The 16297-nt window shown below is 61.1% G+C and carries 14 protein-coding genes; 5 read left to right on the top strand and 9 right to left on the bottom strand.

Going from position 1 to position 16297, the window contains the following annotated elements; all coding sequences use genetic code 11:
• From ACZ25R_RS07310 to ACZ25R_RS07295, 4 genes are all read right to left on the bottom strand, one after another.
• Positions 1-1098 carry an ABC transporter ATP-binding protein gene (locus tag ACZ25R_RS07310; protein WP_472460586.1) on the bottom strand — a complete coding sequence of 366 codons (1098 nt, stop codon included), beginning with the start codon at positions 1096-1098 and terminating at the stop codon, positions 1-3.
• An 11-nt stretch (positions 1099-1109) separates the two neighbouring features.
• Positions 1110-1976 (bottom strand): carbohydrate ABC transporter permease, encoded by an 867-nt coding sequence (locus ACZ25R_RS07305; protein ID WP_464661420.1) that lies wholly within the window; start codon positions 1974-1976, stop codon positions 1110-1112.
• A gap of 1 nt (position 1977) precedes the next feature.
• Complete coding sequence (locus ACZ25R_RS07300; protein WP_288194393.1) at positions 1978-2874, bottom strand: carbohydrate ABC transporter permease; 897 nt, start codon at positions 2872-2874, stop codon at positions 1978-1980.
• Positions 2875-2982: 108 nt separating this feature from the next.
• On the bottom strand, positions 2983-4299 hold the full coding sequence (locus ACZ25R_RS07295; RefSeq protein WP_464661421.1) for an ABC transporter substrate-binding protein: 1317 nt from the start codon (positions 4297-4299) through the stop codon (positions 2983-2985).
• A gap of 167 nt (positions 4300-4466) precedes the next feature.
• Between ACZ25R_RS07295 and ACZ25R_RS07290 the strand changes: the two genes are divergently transcribed.
• From ACZ25R_RS07290 to ACZ25R_RS07270, 5 genes are all read left to right on the top strand, one after another.
• The gene (locus ACZ25R_RS07290; RefSeq protein WP_374042760.1) at positions 4467-5270 is read left to right on the top strand and encodes an IclR family transcriptional regulator; all 804 of its coding nucleotides are present in this window, start codon (positions 4467-4469) and stop codon (positions 5268-5270) included.
• A 17-nt stretch (positions 5271-5287) separates the two neighbouring features.
• A complete protein-coding gene (locus ACZ25R_RS07285; protein ID WP_472460585.1) occupies positions 5288-6121 on the top strand; it encodes an amidohydrolase family protein in 834 nt (277 codons plus the stop codon).
• A 247-nt stretch (positions 6122-6368) separates the two neighbouring features.
• Positions 6369-8213, top strand: coding sequence for a monovalent cation:proton antiporter-2 (CPA2) family protein (locus ACZ25R_RS07280; protein ID WP_472460584.1), 1845 nt, complete (start codon positions 6369-6371; stop codon positions 8211-8213).
• A 26-nt stretch (positions 8214-8239) separates the two neighbouring features.
• Positions 8240-8791: a DUF924 family protein gene (locus ACZ25R_RS07275; protein WP_472460583.1), complete on the top strand. Its 552-nt coding sequence runs from the start codon at positions 8240-8242 to the stop codon at positions 8789-8791.
• A gap of 298 nt (positions 8792-9089) precedes the next feature.
• Complete coding sequence (locus ACZ25R_RS07270) at positions 9090-10700, top strand: TerC family protein (protein WP_472460582.1); 1611 nt, start codon at positions 9090-9092, stop codon at positions 10698-10700.
• Between the two features lie 155 nt (positions 10701-10855).
• Here the strand turns inward: ACZ25R_RS07270 and zigA are convergent, their stop codons facing one another.
• The 5 genes from zigA to aztA all read right to left on the bottom strand — a co-directional run bounded on the left by zigA (position 10856) and on the right by aztA (position 16106).
• Positions 10856-12061 carry a zinc metallochaperone GTPase ZigA gene (gene zigA, locus ACZ25R_RS07265; protein ID WP_472462453.1) on the bottom strand — a complete coding sequence of 402 codons (1206 nt, stop codon included), beginning with the start codon at positions 12059-12061 and terminating at the stop codon, positions 10856-10858.
• Positions 12062-12131: 70 nt separating this feature from the next.
• Entirely contained in the window at positions 12132-13337 is a 1206-nt protein-coding gene (gene aztD / locus ACZ25R_RS07260) for a zinc metallochaperone AztD (protein WP_472460581.1), read from the bottom strand.
• Positions 13338-13445: 108 nt separating this feature from the next.
• Complete coding sequence (gene aztC, locus ACZ25R_RS07255; protein WP_472460580.1) at positions 13446-14384, bottom strand: zinc ABC transporter substrate-binding protein AztC; 939 nt, start codon at positions 14382-14384, stop codon at positions 13446-13448.
• A 22-nt stretch (positions 14385-14406) separates the two neighbouring features.
• Positions 14407-15273 (bottom strand): zinc ABC transporter permease AztB, encoded by an 867-nt coding sequence (aztB, locus tag ACZ25R_RS07250; protein ID WP_464661427.1) that lies wholly within the window; start codon positions 15271-15273, stop codon positions 14407-14409.
• 5 nt (positions 15274-15278) lie between these two features.
• Positions 15279-16106: a zinc ABC transporter ATP-binding protein AztA gene (aztA, locus tag ACZ25R_RS07245; protein ID WP_472460579.1), complete on the bottom strand. Its 828-nt coding sequence runs from the start codon at positions 16104-16106 to the stop codon at positions 15279-15281.
• Positions 16107-16297: the final 191 nt, after the last annotated feature.

The following is a 16297-nucleotide window of genomic DNA, read 5'->3' as shown; positions in this document are numbered from 1 at the left end:
TCAGCTCCGCAGGGTTTTGCCGGTTTCAGCCGAGAAGAGATGCGCCTGCGACAGGTCGAAACTCAGCTTGATCGTTTCGCCCGCCGCGAGCGGGCGCGGATTGAGCATGCGCGATACCCATTCCTTTTCGCCCAGCGTGATGAACACCAGCGTCTCGTTGCCGAGCGGTTCGGTGATCGAGACCGGCAGCGACAGTTCATGAACGTCGGTTGCTTCGCCGGAACTCAGGCCATGGCCGGTCGGATAGATATCGTCGGGACGCAGGCCGAAGATGACTTTTTCGCCCGCAACAACCTTGTTGCGGAATTCGAGCGGCAAAGGCAGGCTCTGGCCGCCCTTCAATATCAGCCTGCCGCCATCGACCGTGGCCTCGTTGAGGTTCATCGGCGGCGAGCCGATGAACCCGGCGACAAAGCGCGTGGCGGGACGCTTGAACACTTCCTCCGGCGTGCCGACCTGTTCGATATAGCCGTCCCGCATGATGACGATGCGGTCGGACAGCGTCATGGCCTCCACCTGATCGTGGGTCACGTAGATCATCGTCGCCTGCACCTTGGCGTGCAGACGCTTGATTTCTGTGCGCACCTGCGTGCGCAGCTTGGCATCGAGGTTGGACAGTGGTTCATCGAACAGGAACACTTCCGGCTTGCGCACGATGGCGCGGCCCATGGCCACGCGCTGGCGCTGGCCGCCGGAGAGCTGCGACGGACGGCGGTCCATGTACTTTTCCAGATCGAGAATGGCAGCCGCTTCATTGACGCGCTGGTCGATCTCCGCCTGCTGCACCTTGCCGATCTTCAGCGAAAAACCCATGTTCTCGCGCACGGTCATATGCGGATAGAGCGCATAGGACTGGAAGACCATCGAGATGTTGCGGGCGCGCGGCGGCAGGTCGTTGACCGGCTTGCCGCCGATTTCGATGACGCCGTCGCTGATGTCTTCCAGCCCGGCAATCATGCGCAGCGTCGTCGACTTGCCGCAGCCGGACGGTCCGACCAGCGCGATGAATTCGCGGTCCTTCACCTCAAGATCAATGCCGTGGACGACATCCACATTGCCGTAGCGCTTGACCAGCTTTTTCAGGGTTACGGGTGCCATGGGTAGAGCCTTTAACCTTTCACCGCGCCGAACGTCAGTCCGGACACCAGATGCTTTTGAATGATGAATGTGAGGGTCAGCGCCGGAACGATCATGACCACGGCGAGCGCGCACATGCCGCGCCAGTCAATGGTGAATTCCGACGTGTAATCGAGCAGCCCCACGGGAAGCGTCTTCGAATTGACCGAGCGGGTGATCTGCGACGCCAGCGCATATTCGTTCCACGAGGTCAGGAAGGCGAAAATGCCTGCCGAGGCGATACCCGGACCCGCCAGCGGAAACTCCACCTGCCAGAATGCCTGCCAGCGCGTGCAGCCGTCGATCTGCGCGGCCTCGGCCAGATCCTTCGGCACCTGGCGGAAGAACCCGTCGATCAGCCAGATGGTGAAGGGCACGTTGAGGGCCACATAGATCAGGATCATGGAAAAATGGGTATCGATGATGCCGAGCCGGGCAAAAATCATGAACAGCGGCAGCGACAGCGCGATGCCGGGAACCGCACGCGTCAGCATGAAGCCGAGGAACACCGCCGACTTGCCCTTGAACTTGTAGCGGGCAAAGGCGTAGCCGCCGGCCATGCCGATGATGAGCGCGATCACGGTGGAGGTAATGGAGATGATCAGCGAATTGCGGAAATACTCCCAGACCGGAATGCCGCCCTGCCCGGCGCCGCCGAACATGGAGCGGTAGGCATCGAGCGAAATATCCTGCGGAATCCACACTGGCGGCTTGGCCATGATCTCCACCGTGGGTCGGAGCGAATTGAGAACGATCCACAGCCCCGGCAGGCAGATGACCAGCATGGCCAGGAACAGGCCGACCAGATGCAGGATTTTCAGGCCGCGACGCTTGAGACGATGTGCGTTGTTCTGATCCATCTTACCACTCCGCTCCGATCTGCTGGCGCGCCGCGGCGAGCTTTCTGAAGAAATACACGGTGAACAGGATGGAAAGCAGGATCGAGATATAGGCCATGGCGTTGGCCATGCCCATGCGCGCATCGCTGTAGGCCGTGCGGCCGACCAGCGTCCACAACAGTTCCGTGCGTTTGGCTGGGCCGCCATCGGTCATGATCTTGACGATGTCATAGGCGCGCGCCACGTCGAGCGAGCGGATGGTCATGGCGATCATGGCGAAGGGCATGAGGTAAGGCCAGGTGACATAGCGGAAGGTCTGCCACGGCGTGCAGCCGTCAACCCGCGCGGCTTCCACGGGCTCCTGCGGCATGGCGAGCAGGCCCGCCAGAATCAGGATGGCGAAGACCGAGGTCGAGGACCAGATTTCCGCGACAATGATCGAGAACAGCGCCAGATTGCCGTCGATCAGCCACGGGATGGCCGATGTGGTTATCCCCAGCGACTGCAGCACATTGTTGACGAAGCCGATATTGTCATTGAACAGGAACTTGAACTGGAAGCCGACGAGCACCGGCGAGAACATCATCGGGAACATCATCAGCGTGCGCAACAGGCGCTGGCCGCGCGTGGCCTTGTTGACCAGCATGGCAAGGCCAAGGCCAAGGAACATTTCGGCGTTGAGCGCGATGGTCAGGAGGAGAACGGTCCGTCCGAACGCGGTCCAGAACTCCAGGCTCGTCAGCGCGCTCATATAATTGCGGAACCCGATGAGAACCCAGATCGTCTCGGGTTTGGTCAGCCGGAACGGCGTGAAGCTGGAGTAGAGCGAAAACAGCAGGGGTAGGACGATGACCGCAGCCAGAACGATAATGGCAGGCAGCAGCAGGAGCGTCGGTGCTGATAGTTTGGGAAATTTCATCGGAGATATTGGCCTTTTAATCTCTGCTCTCGGGTAGGTCGCATGCGTTACCCCCCTGTCCGGCAGGATAGAGGGGGGTGACATTCATCACCCCGCCTCCCAACCGCATCAAAGCTTGCCGGCATCCTTGAGGATATCGGTTGCCTTCTGAGCAGCAGTGTCGAGCGCTTCCTTGGAGGTCTTGTCTCCGAGGATGGCAGCCTGCAGCTCCGGATAAACAGCGTTGGAAATCTCGATCCATTCGGCGAGCGGCGGAACCGGGAAGGCATTCTTCGCCGCTTCCTGGAAAGCCGCCAGAACTTCCGTCTTGTACGGATCGCTCTTGGCCTGCTCTATATCCCAGGCCCAGACCGCCGTGCGCGTCGGCAACGGGCCGGCCTTCGCTTCCAGCTTCTGGCTGTCTTCGTTGGTCAGCCACCAGACGAGCGAAGCGGCGGCTTCCTTGTTGGCGCAGGCTTCCGTGACCGAGAAGCCATGGCTGCCGGACCAGCCGGTCCGCTTGCCGGACGATCCCGCCGGCTGAACTTTGACACCGACATTGCCCGCAACCTTCGAGGACTTCGGATCGTTGAAGAAGCTTGCCCAGCCCGGCCAGTCCAGATTGATGGCGATGGAGCCGGAGGCAAAACCCTGGCCAAGATCGTCCCACAGATAGTTGGTCGTTCCCGCTGGAACCGCCTTGGCCTTGTAGAGATTGACGAACCAGTCGAGCGCCTTGATGCCCGCGGCCGAGTTGAAGGCGGGCTTGCCATCCTTGCCGATGTACTCGCCGCCCTCGGCGACCAGCATTTCATAGAAGCGGCCATTGATCGCTTCTTCCTTGCCGGCAAACTGCGTGCCGTAGAAATCCGGCGCCTTGGTGAAGAACAGCGCCTGGTCCGTCACCTGCTGCCAGGTATCGGGCGGCGTCAGGTCATAGCCATACTTGGCCTTGAACGCCTTCTTGTTGGCTTCGTCGGCATAGATGCTCTTCTGGTAGTACAGCGCGGAAACGTCGAACTGCGCGCGCGGCAGCATCACCAGCTTGCCGTCAAGCGTCGAGGCCTTGATGTTGGCCGGCACGAAAGCCGCGACTTCCGCCGCCGGTATCAGCGCCGTCAGATCCGTATAGATCTTCGGGTATTGCGGCGCGAAGGATGAATGGTTCGAACCGACGCACCATTTCAGACTGCCCGAGGCGATATCCGACTTGATCTCCTTGTCGAGCTCGAAGTGATTCTTCTTGGACAGGATGTTGACCTTGGCGCCGGTCAGCTTCTCCCACTCACCGATGCGCTCGTACAGCGGCTCATATTGCTGGCCGCCGATCAGTTTGGCGTCAATGGTGACGCCCGCGAATTTGCCCGGCAGTTCGGCGCCAAAGGCAAAACTTGTGCTCAACAGCGCGATAGCGCCGGCCGAAACACTGGCTAGCAGGTTTTTCATGCAGTTCCTCCCAACATCCAGAGTGCCGCCTCCCGGCACTTTTCTTCACCCATATATGGGCGTGTCATTCATATACAAACATTTACAGGCTTGACCGTCAAGCGCGGAAACGCTTTCCTATGAAGATAATCTTCGTATATGCATTGAGTGAAATGAGGGGGACAACCATGTTGGAAGAAGACGACAGCGACCGGTATCGCGCCCCGGCACTCGACAAGGGACTGGACATTCTCGAACTGCTTTCGGGCATTGACGGCGGCCTTACCCAGGCGGAAATTGCCAAGCATCTCGGCCGTAGCCCCAATGAGTTCTACCGCATGCTCGACCGGCTGGTCCGGCGCGGCTATGTCACCCGGCTCGAAGGCGACCGCTACTCCCTGACGCTGAAACTGTTCGGCCTCGCCCAGCTGCATGCGCCAGTTCGCCGGCTCGCTTCCTATGCCACGCCGCTGATGCGCGATCTTGCCGTCCTGACCAAGCAGGCCAACCAGCTCAGCGTCTTTGACCGCGGCGCCGCGGTCGTCATCGCCCAGCAGGAGGCGCCGGACTATTGGGGCATTTCCATCCGCGTCGGCTCGCATATCAGCCTCTTCAATACCGGCTCCGGTCACGTGCTGCTGGCGTTCCGCTCGGATGAGGAACGCGCCATGATGATTGCCGAATATGAAAAACATGCCGATGACATTGCCCAGCCGGCGGATTTTCGCGAGCGGCTCGATCATATCCGCGCACGCGGCTATGAAATCATGCCCAGCGCCCAGACCGCGGGCGTCTACAATATATCCGCGCCGATTCTCGGCCCCGATGGCCGGTCCATCGCGGCCCTGACCTGTCCCTATATCAAGCTCCTGAACATCCCCGATGCCCCGGACGTCGATCAGGCGCGCGAAATGCTGGTGACGACGGCACACAAACTCTCCGAGCTTGCGGGCGCGGATGTCATCCATTCCAGCGTTGTGCGCCACGCGTGAACGGGAGCAGATCAGGCATGTTCATCGACACACACCTTCACCTCATCGACCAGTCGGCCCTGCATTATCCGTGGCTTGCCGGCGTCGAAGCGCTCAACCGGGATTTTCTCTATGGCGAGTATGCACTGCAGGCGCAGCGGGCAGGAATAGTCCGGGCACTGCACATGGAAGTGGATGTGACCCCATCCGAAATCCAGACCGAAATCGATTACGTCGCCAGCCTGGCGAAGCAGGAGGGCAACCTGATTGCCGGGGCGATTGCCGCATGCCGCCCGGAAGAGGCCGGTTTTGCCGCCTATCTTGAACGCCAGCAGGCCAACCCGTTCGTCAAGGGTTTTCGCCGCATCCTGCACACCATGCCGGACGATCTGTCGGAAAGTTCCCTGTTCCGCGAGAACATCCGGCGTATGGGCGGATCGGGCCTGACCTTTGATCTGTGCGTGCTGCCGCGCCAGATGGACAGGGCCATCGCGCTGGTCGACCTTGCCCCCGACGTGACCTTCATTCTCGATCATTGCGGCGTGCCTGACATCAAGGGCGATGATTTCGCCACCTGGCGCGGCAAGATCACCGAAATCGCCGGACGCGCCAACGTCATCGCCAAGATTTCCGGCATCGTCGCCTATGCCGACGGGGCATGGCGCGCGGAGACGCTCAAACCCTATGTGCAGCATGTCATCGGCAGTTTCGGCTGGGACCGGATTGTCTGGGGCAGCGACTGGCCGGTCTGCACGCTGGGCGGCGGCCTTGCCACGTGGATCGCCGCCACGCACGCGCTGGTCGCAGGATGCGGTGAAAGCGAAAAGACCAGGCTGTTTTCCAGCAACGCCAAGCGGCTGTGGGGGTTGTAGGCCGGAGTTCCACCCCGTTTCCGTTATCATTCAGTGATGGTTGCAGGATCACAGTGCGTGGTTCGACAAGCTCACCATGAGGGACGTGGTTTGGTTGCAACGTCAACGACGAACATTGCCGGATATAGCTCCCTGCAATCCTCCACATCCCTCATGGTGAGCTTGTCGAACCACGCACCCCCTTGCCTGCCAGCCCCCGGCGCTTTACCTCTGGTAACCAGCAGCACAACCAACGGCGGGAGATACAATGGCAGCGGAGCTTCATGGACCGGACCTTCTCAGTGCCGTCGTGCTTTTGGGCGCAGGCGTCGTCGCCGTGCCCGTCTTCAAGCGGCTCGGGCTTGGCTCCGTCCTCGGCTATCTCGCCGCCGGTCTGGTGATCGGGCCATTCGGCCTCAAATTCTTCTCCGATCCGCAGACGATCCTGCACGTCGCCGAACTCGGCGTCGTCATGTTCCTGTTCATCATCGGCCTTGAAATGCAGCCTTCCCGCCTCTGGGGCCTGCGCAAGGAGATCTTCGGCCTTGGCGCTCTGCAGGTGGGTGTCTGTGCGCTGCTGCTGACCGGTGTCGGCATCGCCACCGGCTTTCCCGTCGCCATATCCTTCGTCGCCGGGGCCGGTTTCGTCCTGACCTCGACGGCCATCGTCATGCAGCTGCTGGAGGAGCGCGGCGAGATATCAAGCACCAAGGGCCAGCGCATGGTCTCGATCCTGCTGCTGGAAGACCTCGCCATCGTGCCGCTTCTCGCGCTCGTCGCCTTCCTTGCGCCGATCGCAGCCACCGATGCGCCGCCGACGGGCCTGCGCTGGATGGATATCGGCATCGGCGTCGGCGCCGTGGTCGGTCTCATCGTGGCCGGCCGTTATCTGCTCAACCCCCTCTTCCGCTTCCTCGCCCAGTCCCGGGCGCGCGAGGTCATGACTGCCGCCGCCCTCCTCGTCGTGCTCGGTGCCGCGCTCGTCATGCAGGTCAGCGGCCTCTCCATGGCGATGGGCGCTTTCCTTGCCGGCGTGCTCCTGTCCGAATCCACCTTCCGGCATCAGCTCGAAGCCGATGTCGAACCGTTCCGCGGCATCCTGCTCGGGCTGTTCTTTCTCGCCGTCGGCATGTCGCTGGACCTGAGCGTCGTCACCGCCAACTGGCGCAGCGTGCTGTTCTACGTCGCCGCCTTCATGGTGGTGAAAGGCATCGCGATCTATATCGTCGCCCGCCTGATGCGCTCGTCCCACACGGAAGCGCTGGAGCGCGCCGTCGTGATGGCGCAGGGCGGCGAATTTGCCTTCGTGCTCTATTCCACCGCCACGTCGGTCGGCATTCTCGATGGCCGCGCCAATGCCATGCTGACGGCCATCATCATCATCTCCATGGTGCTCACCCCGATCGCCATCATCGGCCTGCGCTATATCCTGCCGCGCGAAAAGCAGTCGCTGGATGGTGTCGACGTCGCGGAAGGGCTGTCCGGCAGCGTCCTCGTCATCGGTTTCGGCCGGTTCGGGCAGATCGCCAGTCAGCCGCTGCTGATGCGCGGCGTCGATGTCTCGATCATCGACAATGATATCGAGATGATCCAGGCCGCAGCCGAATTCGGCTTCAAGGTCTATTACGGCGATGGCACGCGTCTCGACATCCTGCATGCGGCAGGCGCCGGCCGTGCGCAGGCCGTCCTCATCTGCGTCGACAAGCCCGACACCATTCTCGCCATCGCCGAGCATATCAAGGCGGAATATCCGCTGGTGCAGGTCTATGCCCGCTCCTTCGACCGCGGCAACACGCTGGCGCTGATCAAGGCCGGCGTCGAGTACCAGATCCGCGAAACCTTCGAATCGGCCCTGTCATTTGGCGAGAACACGCTGATCGGCCTCGGCGTTGCGCCCGAGGAAGCGGCGGAGATCATCGGCGACGTGCGCCAGCGTGATGCGGAACGCCTCGACCTGCAGCTCGCCGGCGGCATCCGCGCCGGCAACGATCTGATGAGGGGCAACGCACCGGTGCCAGGCCCCCTGGTCAAACCACGGCAAACCGGCCGGGCTCTGAGCGAAGAAACCGCCCGCGTGCTGCCGGCGGCGCAAACCGCCGACAGTGCAAACTGATTGCAAGCACCATGGAAGGACAAGCAATGGTTGAAACCGATCAGGCCATCATCGACGGTATTGTCGGCTTCTGGCGCAAGGCCGGACCCGACGCCTGGTTCAAGAAGGATGCGGCGTTCGACGAAACGTTCCACCAGACCTTTCTCAACAGGCATTTCGCCGCCGCCCGGCGCGACTATGACCACTGGATCGAAACCGCCGACGGTGCGCTGGCGCTGATGATCCTGCTCGACCAGTTCCCGCGCAATTGCTTTCGCGGCACCGGCCACATGTATGCAACGGACTCGCTGGCGCGTCATTACGCCGGAGAGGCGCTGGAAAGAGGCCACGATCTTGCCCTCGAGCCGTCCGTGCGCGGCTTTCTCTATCTGCCCTTCATGCATTCGGAAGACATCGACGAGCAATTGCGCTGCGTGAAGCTTTACACCGCATCGGCCCCGAGCCAGCTCGAATGGGCTGAAGATCATTACAACATCATCCACCGGTTTGGCCGCTTTCCCCATCGCAACGCCATTCTCGGGCGGAAATCCACGGCGGACGAACAGGCATTCCTCGATGCAGGCGGCTTTGCCGGATAGGCGGATTTGCGGCTCCGCTGCCGAATTTTCGCCACATCCTCTTGAACGCGGCCGTGCAGACTGCCATTATAAGCGCATCTGGCACCCGTAAGTTTCACCCATGACGCCAGTCAAACAGGGACTGACCGCGCCTCGATGCCGGACGAACAATCTGAAGAGCCTCCAAGTCCGGACTTGCGAAGCAAGCTGACTCTGCCCGTGCAGCGTCAGCAACAATTCCCGTTTTTCTCCCCAACATCCGATTTGGCCTGCATCGCGGGCGGATTTGCGCTGGCTTTTCCAGCCGCATCCGCACGTCATGTCGCGCCCTGACCCGCATCTCTTAGAAGGAACCGACTTCCCAATGGAATGGATTGCCGACCCCAATGCCTGGATTGGTCTCGCCACGCTGATCGTGCTCGAGATCGTACTCGGGATCGACAACCTCGTGTTTATCGCCATCCTTGCCGACAAGCTGCCGCCGAGCCAGCGCAACCGCGCGCGCATCGTTGGCCTGTCCCTCGCCCTGATCATGCGCCTGGCGCTGCTTGCCTCCATCTCCTGGGTGGTGACACTGACGACACCGCTGTTCAGCGTGGCGGGTTTCGGCTTCTCGGGGCGCGATCTCATCCTGATCATCGGCGGTCTGTTCCTGCTGTTCAAGGGCACGATGGAACTGCACGAGCGTCTTGAAGGACATATGTCCGCCAAGGAATCCAACGTCGCCCATGCGGTTTTCTGGCAGGTCATCGCCCAGATCGTCGTGCTCGATGCTGTCTTCTCGCTCGACAGCGTGATCACCGCCGTCGGCATGGTCAAATCTCTGGAAGTCATGATGATCGCCGTTGTCGTGGCGGTAGGCGTCATGATGCTTGCGTCCAGACCGCTCATGGCCTTCGTCAGCCGTCATCCGACCGTCGTCATCCTTTGCCTTGGCTTCCTCATGATGATCGGTTTCAGCCTGATCGTCGAAGGCTTCGGCTTCCATATTCCGAAGGGCTACCTCTACGCCGCCATCGGTTTCTCCGTCCTCATCGAAGCGGCCAATCAGGTCGGACGGCATAACCGCGACAAGCGCATCACCTCGATGGACCTGCGTGACCGCACGGCTGGCGCGGTGCTGCGCCTCCTGGGCGGCGGCCGCTCCGGCGATGCCAGCCATCACTCGGATGCGCTGGATGTGATCGCCGAGCAGACGGCCGCGGGCGAAGTCTTCCACCCGGAAGAAAAGGAAATGATCCGCGGCGTTCTCGACCTGGTCGAGCGGCCGGTGCGTTCCATCATGTCGCCGCGCAACGAGGTCGAATGGCTCGACCTCAACGAGACCAACGAGGAACTGCTGGCGGAAATCCGCACGCTCTCCCACAGCCGCGTGGTTCTGGCCCGCGGGCGGGTCGACGAATTCGTCGGCGTTGCCCTGACCAAGGACCTGCTGTTCGCCATTCTCGACGGCGGCAAGATCGATTGGGACAAGGTGACCCGCCAGCCCTTGATCCTGCACGAGAATGCCAACGTATTGCGCGTGATGGAGCAATTGCGCGGCACGACGGTGCAGATGGCGATTGTTCTCGACGAACACGGCTCATTCGAGGGCGTGGTCACGCCGACGGATATTCTTGAGGCCATTGCCGGCGACTTCCCGGATGAAGGCGAGGAAAGCCCGATCCTCGAGCGGTCGGAAGACGGCAGCATGGTGGTGGACGCCTATATCGACATCCGCCGCCTCGGCGGCCTGATCGAACGCGACCTCGTCGATGACGGCGACCGCTACACGACGCTGGCCGGTTACATCCTGTGGAATCTCGGCCACATCCCCGCCCAGGGCGAAAAGCTGAAAGTCGATGATTACGCGTATGAAATCGTCGAAATGGACGGCCGCAACATCGGCAAGGTGCGGATTTCGCCCACCGAAACCGCCGCCTATATCTGACCCCACCAAAAATATTCCCGCCCCGGCTGACCCCGGGACGGGAATGGAGCATCGTCCGGCAACACGACCCGCTGGATTTGGCCTATGTCCCAGCGGTATGATTGTCGTGTCTGTCGTGCGGTGCCCGAGCGATAACCCTATCAATCCGGCCGAAATCAGGCGGCCTGCCGGACCCAGCTTGGGAATGGGTCGAACAGGTCTTCCCACTTGCCCGGCGTGAACTCATCCGCGTCGACCAGACAGGCGTCGAGCTGTGCCCGCAGGTGCACTTCATTCATCGGATCGACGCCGATGAAGACAATCTCCTGCCGCCGGTCGCCCCAGACCTTGTGCAGGTAGGGCTTCATGGACTTCAGCCATTCCGGATGCTCCGGCCAGCGGTTGCGCGGGATCGACGACCACCACAGGCCGCGTTTTTCCGCCCGCACCAGCGCACCGGCCTGGCTGAGTTCGCCGACATAATCCGGCCGTGTCGCCAGCCAGAAGAACCCCTTGGAGCGGATGACACCGGGCCAGTTCCTGTCGAGAAAGGCATGGAGCTTCTGCGGATCGAACGGACGCCTCTCCCGGTAGACGAAAGAACGGACGCCATATTCCTCGGTCTCCGGCACATGGTCGGCAAAGCCGTTCAGTTCCTTGAACCAGAGCGGATGCTCCTGCGCCTTGTCGAAGTCGAACAGGCCGGTATTGAGCACCTCATCCAGCGGCACGTCGGCAAAATCCGTCTCGATGAGTTTTGCATCCGGGTTGAGCGCGCGGATGATCTTGCGCGCCAGATCGCGGTCGTACAGGGACGAATCGGAAATCTTGTTGAGGATGATGACATCGGCAAACTCGATCTGATCAACAAGCAAATCCACCAACGTACGGTTGTCGGCATCGCCGAGCGATTCACCCCGGTCCTTCAGAAAATCCGCCGAGGCATAATCTTTCAGCAGATTCGCCGCGTCGACCACGGTCACCATGGTGTCGAGTTTTGCCACATCGGACAGGCTGCGGCCGTTCTCATCACGGAAATCGAAGGTCGAGGCCACCGGCAATGGCTCGGAAATGCCGGTCGACTCGATGAGGAGATAATCAAAACGTCCCTGCTTGGCCAGGGCTTCCACCTCCTGCAGCAGGTCATCGCGCAAGGTGCAGCAGATGCAGCCATTGGTCATTTCGACCAATTGTTCATCGGTGCGCGAAAGATTGGCGCCGCCGTCGCGTACAAGCGCGGCATCGATGTTCACCTCGCTCATATCGTTGACGATGACGGCAACACGCCGCCCCTCGCGATTGTTGAGAATATGATTGAGCAAAGTGGTCTTGCCGGCTCCGAGAAAGCCCGAGAGCACCGTGACCGGAAGGCGGTTGGGTATGGCTGTGTTGTGCATGGCTATTGCCCTCTTGGAATGGCCTGCCGCGAGGGCCGCAGCAGGCCGGATAACGTCAGTCGTGAACTTCGCCGGAGCCGCCGACGGCCACGACATTGAAAGGCTTGCCTTCGAGCGCGATCTCGCGGTCTTTTGCGAAGGCCGCCGCCTTGATCACGTGCAGACGGCTCTTCAGCGGATCGCTGACGATGATCTCGTCACCGGCGACGGCGATGCGCGGCCGCGGCAGGCTCCAGTGGCCGTCCATGCTGTAGGGCTCGGTCAGCTTCAGCGATTTTTCGATTTTGGCGGTAATGACATTCAGCTGATGCAGCTGCCCGTCCTCGGTGAAGATGTAGGCGAACCGCGGGCGCGCCGAATCGACGGCGAAATGCACGCGGCGGGCGGGCAGTTCGATCCGGCGGAACGGTTCGGCATTGCCCGGCTCGACCAGCACCACCGCCTGCGGACCGTAATTGCCGAGGAAATACTGCAGGCCCTTGCCGCCGAGAACCGTGGTGATCTTGCCGTCAGGCAGCGATGACGCATAGGCGAGATGGTTGATCTCGGGCGCATCCGCGCCGGATTTGACCAGAAGCAACCCGGTCTTGCAGGCGATGGCCAGAATATTGCCGGACGACGCTTCCCCATGCAGGTCGGGACATGCATGCAGCGCGCCGACGGGATAGCCGTCCCCGCCAAGAACCTTGATGCCGATGGGGAGCTCATCCACCGGCTTTTCCGGATGCGGCTCCGTCACCAGCACCGTGCTGCCATAGGAGACGGCAACGCCGTGATGCGGTGACGCGAGCTTGATGCTGCGCACATCGGCTTTTCCGGCAAGCACATCCTTTTCCCTGACGACCTTCACCACGCCGTCGCCGTCAAAGAACTGGGCGATGTTGCCGTTGTGATCGACGAAGTGCGAAGGCCGCTGGCCTTCCAGCTTCAGATCGAGCAGTTTCGGCGCCTCGACCTTGAGATCGCCATGGGCGCCATGGTCCTCCACGGCAATCCCGGTCGACAGGACCGCCACCTCGCCGCCGTCCCGCTGCACGGCAAAAATTGTTTTCCCGCTGTCGGACAGCGACAGCCCGGCCGGCGCCTTCACCTTGAACGTATCGACAATCCCGCCGGTTCGCGGGTCGAACACGCGGATGGTCGGCTCCGCATGATCCGAGACGAAAACGCGCCAGGCGGTCTGCTCATTGGCCAGAGCGGGCAAGGCGGCAAAGCCGAAGACCATGGCGAGCGGCAACACTTTTTTCAGATGTCGTGACATGCTTGTTCCTTCATGCATCGTGGGAGTCCTGCAGATATAATGTAATAACATTACATTGATGCCAATGAAAAAAGCGGAGTCATCCCCCGCTTTTTCCTGCGCAGCCGATCAGCTGCCGAGAATGGCCTTTTTGAAGGCGCTGATATTGTGGTGCATCATGTCGATATAGGTGCTGGCGCCTTCGCCCGGTTCCGACAGGGCATCGGAAAACAGTGTGCCGCCGACATTCAGCTTGGTCTCGCTGGCGATCTGCTCGATCAGGCGCGGATTGGTGATGTTCTCGACGAAGATCGCCGAGGCCTTGTCTTCCTTGACCTGCTTGATCAGCGCGACGACATCGGCAGCGGACGGCTCCGCATCCGTTGAAAGACCTTCGGGCGCCAGGAACTTCAGCCCGTAGGCATGCTCGAAATAGCCGAATGCATCGTGGGAGGTGATGATCAGGCGCTTGGCCTCCGGAATGGCGGCGATACCGGCCTTCACATCGATCTCGGTCTGATCCAGCTTCTTGGTATAGTCCGCGCCGTTCTTCTTGTAGGTATCGCAATTCGCCTTGTCGGCATTGCAGAAGGCATCGACGATGTTCTTCACATAGATCTTGGCGTTGGCAATCGACTGGAACGCATGCGGATCGAAGGCACCATGATCGTGGTGATGCTCAGCGCCTGCCTCCGCATGGCCTTCTTCCTCTTCCTGCGCCTTGAGGGGCTCGATACCCTTGGTCAGCTCGACAATGGGCGCCTTGGTGCCGCTCGCCTCGACCAGGCGCGGCAGGAAACCTTCAAATCCCAGACCATTGACCAGAACCACATCTGCCTTTGCCAGCGCCGCCGCATCCGATGGCTTGGGCTCATAGACATGGCTGTCGCCGTTCGGGCCGACCAGATTGGTCAGCGAAATCTTGTCGCCGCCGACGTTCTTGGCGAAATCCTCGATGATGGAAAAGCTGGAAACAACCTTCAGGTCAGCCGCAAAAGCGGTGGATGAAGCCGCAGATAGTAACAATATAACATTCAGAGCCGTAGCAAGTTTAAGAGCTTTGCGCATTGGTAGTCTCCTTTATCGAGGTTTAGGCGGTTCTGTGGCGGTGGGAACGCATGCGGCTGCTGAGAACGCCGCGTGAGCCGATGAGAATGGACGCGATATACATCGCACCGGCGGAAAGGATGATCGCCGGGCCGGACGGCAGGGCGAAATGATAGGAAATCAGCAGGCCTGCAACGCAGGATATCATCCCTATCAGGATTGCAACCGCGCACATCGGGCCGACACGGGTCGTCCAGAAGCGCGCGCCAGCGGCAGGCAGCATCATCAGGCCGACCGACAGCAGTGTCCCGAGCGCCTGGAAGCCGCCGACGAGATTGAGCACCACCAGCGCCAGGAAGATGAAATGCACGGGCGTGCCGATGCGGCTGACCGAACGCAGGAACAGGGGATCAAGGCACTCGGCCACCAGGCCGCGCCAGAAAATGGCGAGGGTCACGATGCTGACGCCGCAGATCAGGCCGATCAGACTCAGCGCCTCGTTGTTGAGCGCAAGGACCGTGCCGAACAGCACATGCATCAGGTCGACATTCGAACCGCGCAGCGAAACGATCATCACCCCCAGCGCAAGGGATATCAGGTAGAAGGCCGCCATCGAGGCATCTTCCTTCTGGATCGTGAAGCGCGACACCGCCCCGGCGCCGAGCGCCACGATCACCCCGGCGATCAGCCCGCCGATGGTCATCGGCACGATCTGCAGGCCGTAGAGCAGGAAACCGGCGGCGGCACCCGGCAGGATGGCGTGCGACATGGCATCCCCGGTCAGGCTCATCCGCCGCAGCATCAGGAACACACCGACGGGGCAGGAACTGAGCGAGAGCGCCAGCGAGCCGAGCAAGGCGCGCTGCATGAAGCTGTATTCGATGAAGGGGGCGATGAGGAAATCATACATCCGGATCAGCCCCCCGCCCGGCTGTGACCATCATGATGCACATGATGCGTGTGATCATGCGCGTGATCGTGGCCATGACCGCCGGTCGCGGACATTTGGGCATCATCCTCGCACCAGGGCGCACTCTCGGCCCAGGCCTCGTGGAACTGCCGCGCATGCAGCAGGTTTTCCGGACGAAGCGTCTCCCGCGAGGCGCCCCAGGCAATGGGCTTGCGCGCCAAAAGCAGCGTTTCGGGGAAATGCTCCCGCACCAGGTCGAGATCGTGGACCACCACCATGATGGTGCGCTTTTCGCCGTGCCAGCGCTTGATCAGCGCAATGAGATCACCCACCGTCTTGGCATCGATGGCATTGAACGGCTCGTCGAGAAGGATCAGATCGGCATCCTGCACCAGCACCCGGGCAAACAGGGCGCGCTGCAATTGCCCGCCCGACAGGCTGTCGATGGGGCGCTTTTCAAAGCCGCCCAGCCCGACGCCCATCAGGGCCCGCGAAACCTGTTCACGGTCACCGGCGGTAAAGCGGCCAAGCAGGCCGCGCCGGGGCCAGAGCCCCAGCGAAACGAGATCGACGACCCGCGCCGGAAACGAGCGGTCCAGTTCCGATTGCTGCGGCAGATAGGCGACGCGAACATCCTTCTCGACCACGACGGAACCGGACATCGGCTTGAGAACACCGACAATACCCTTCATCAGCGTCGACTTACCCGAACCGTTCGCACCCACGACGGCCGTCAGCGAACCGCGCTCGACCACACCGCTCAGATGATGAACGGCAGGGTGGCTGCGATACCCCAGGGTAAGGTCGCGAAAGGTCAGGCATTGGTCAGTCATGGTCTATCCGCATGCTCCGGACGGCGGTGTTCGGTCGGTCACGTCCATCCGGCATCTTCTTGACGTCTCGATATGTGATGTTATTACATTAGTCAACAATGGCAAATTTGAGAACAGACGAAATTAATTTATCCACTGGCAGCCGATGACGCCGCTGCTTATCTTAGAGACAGCAGATTTTTACGGAAACG

The sequence above is a fragment of the Phyllobacterium sp. RCAM01083 genome (assembly GCF_055685835.1).
Note: the sequence above shows the minus strand (reverse complement) of the source record. Positions and strands in the feature narration are given on the sequence as shown.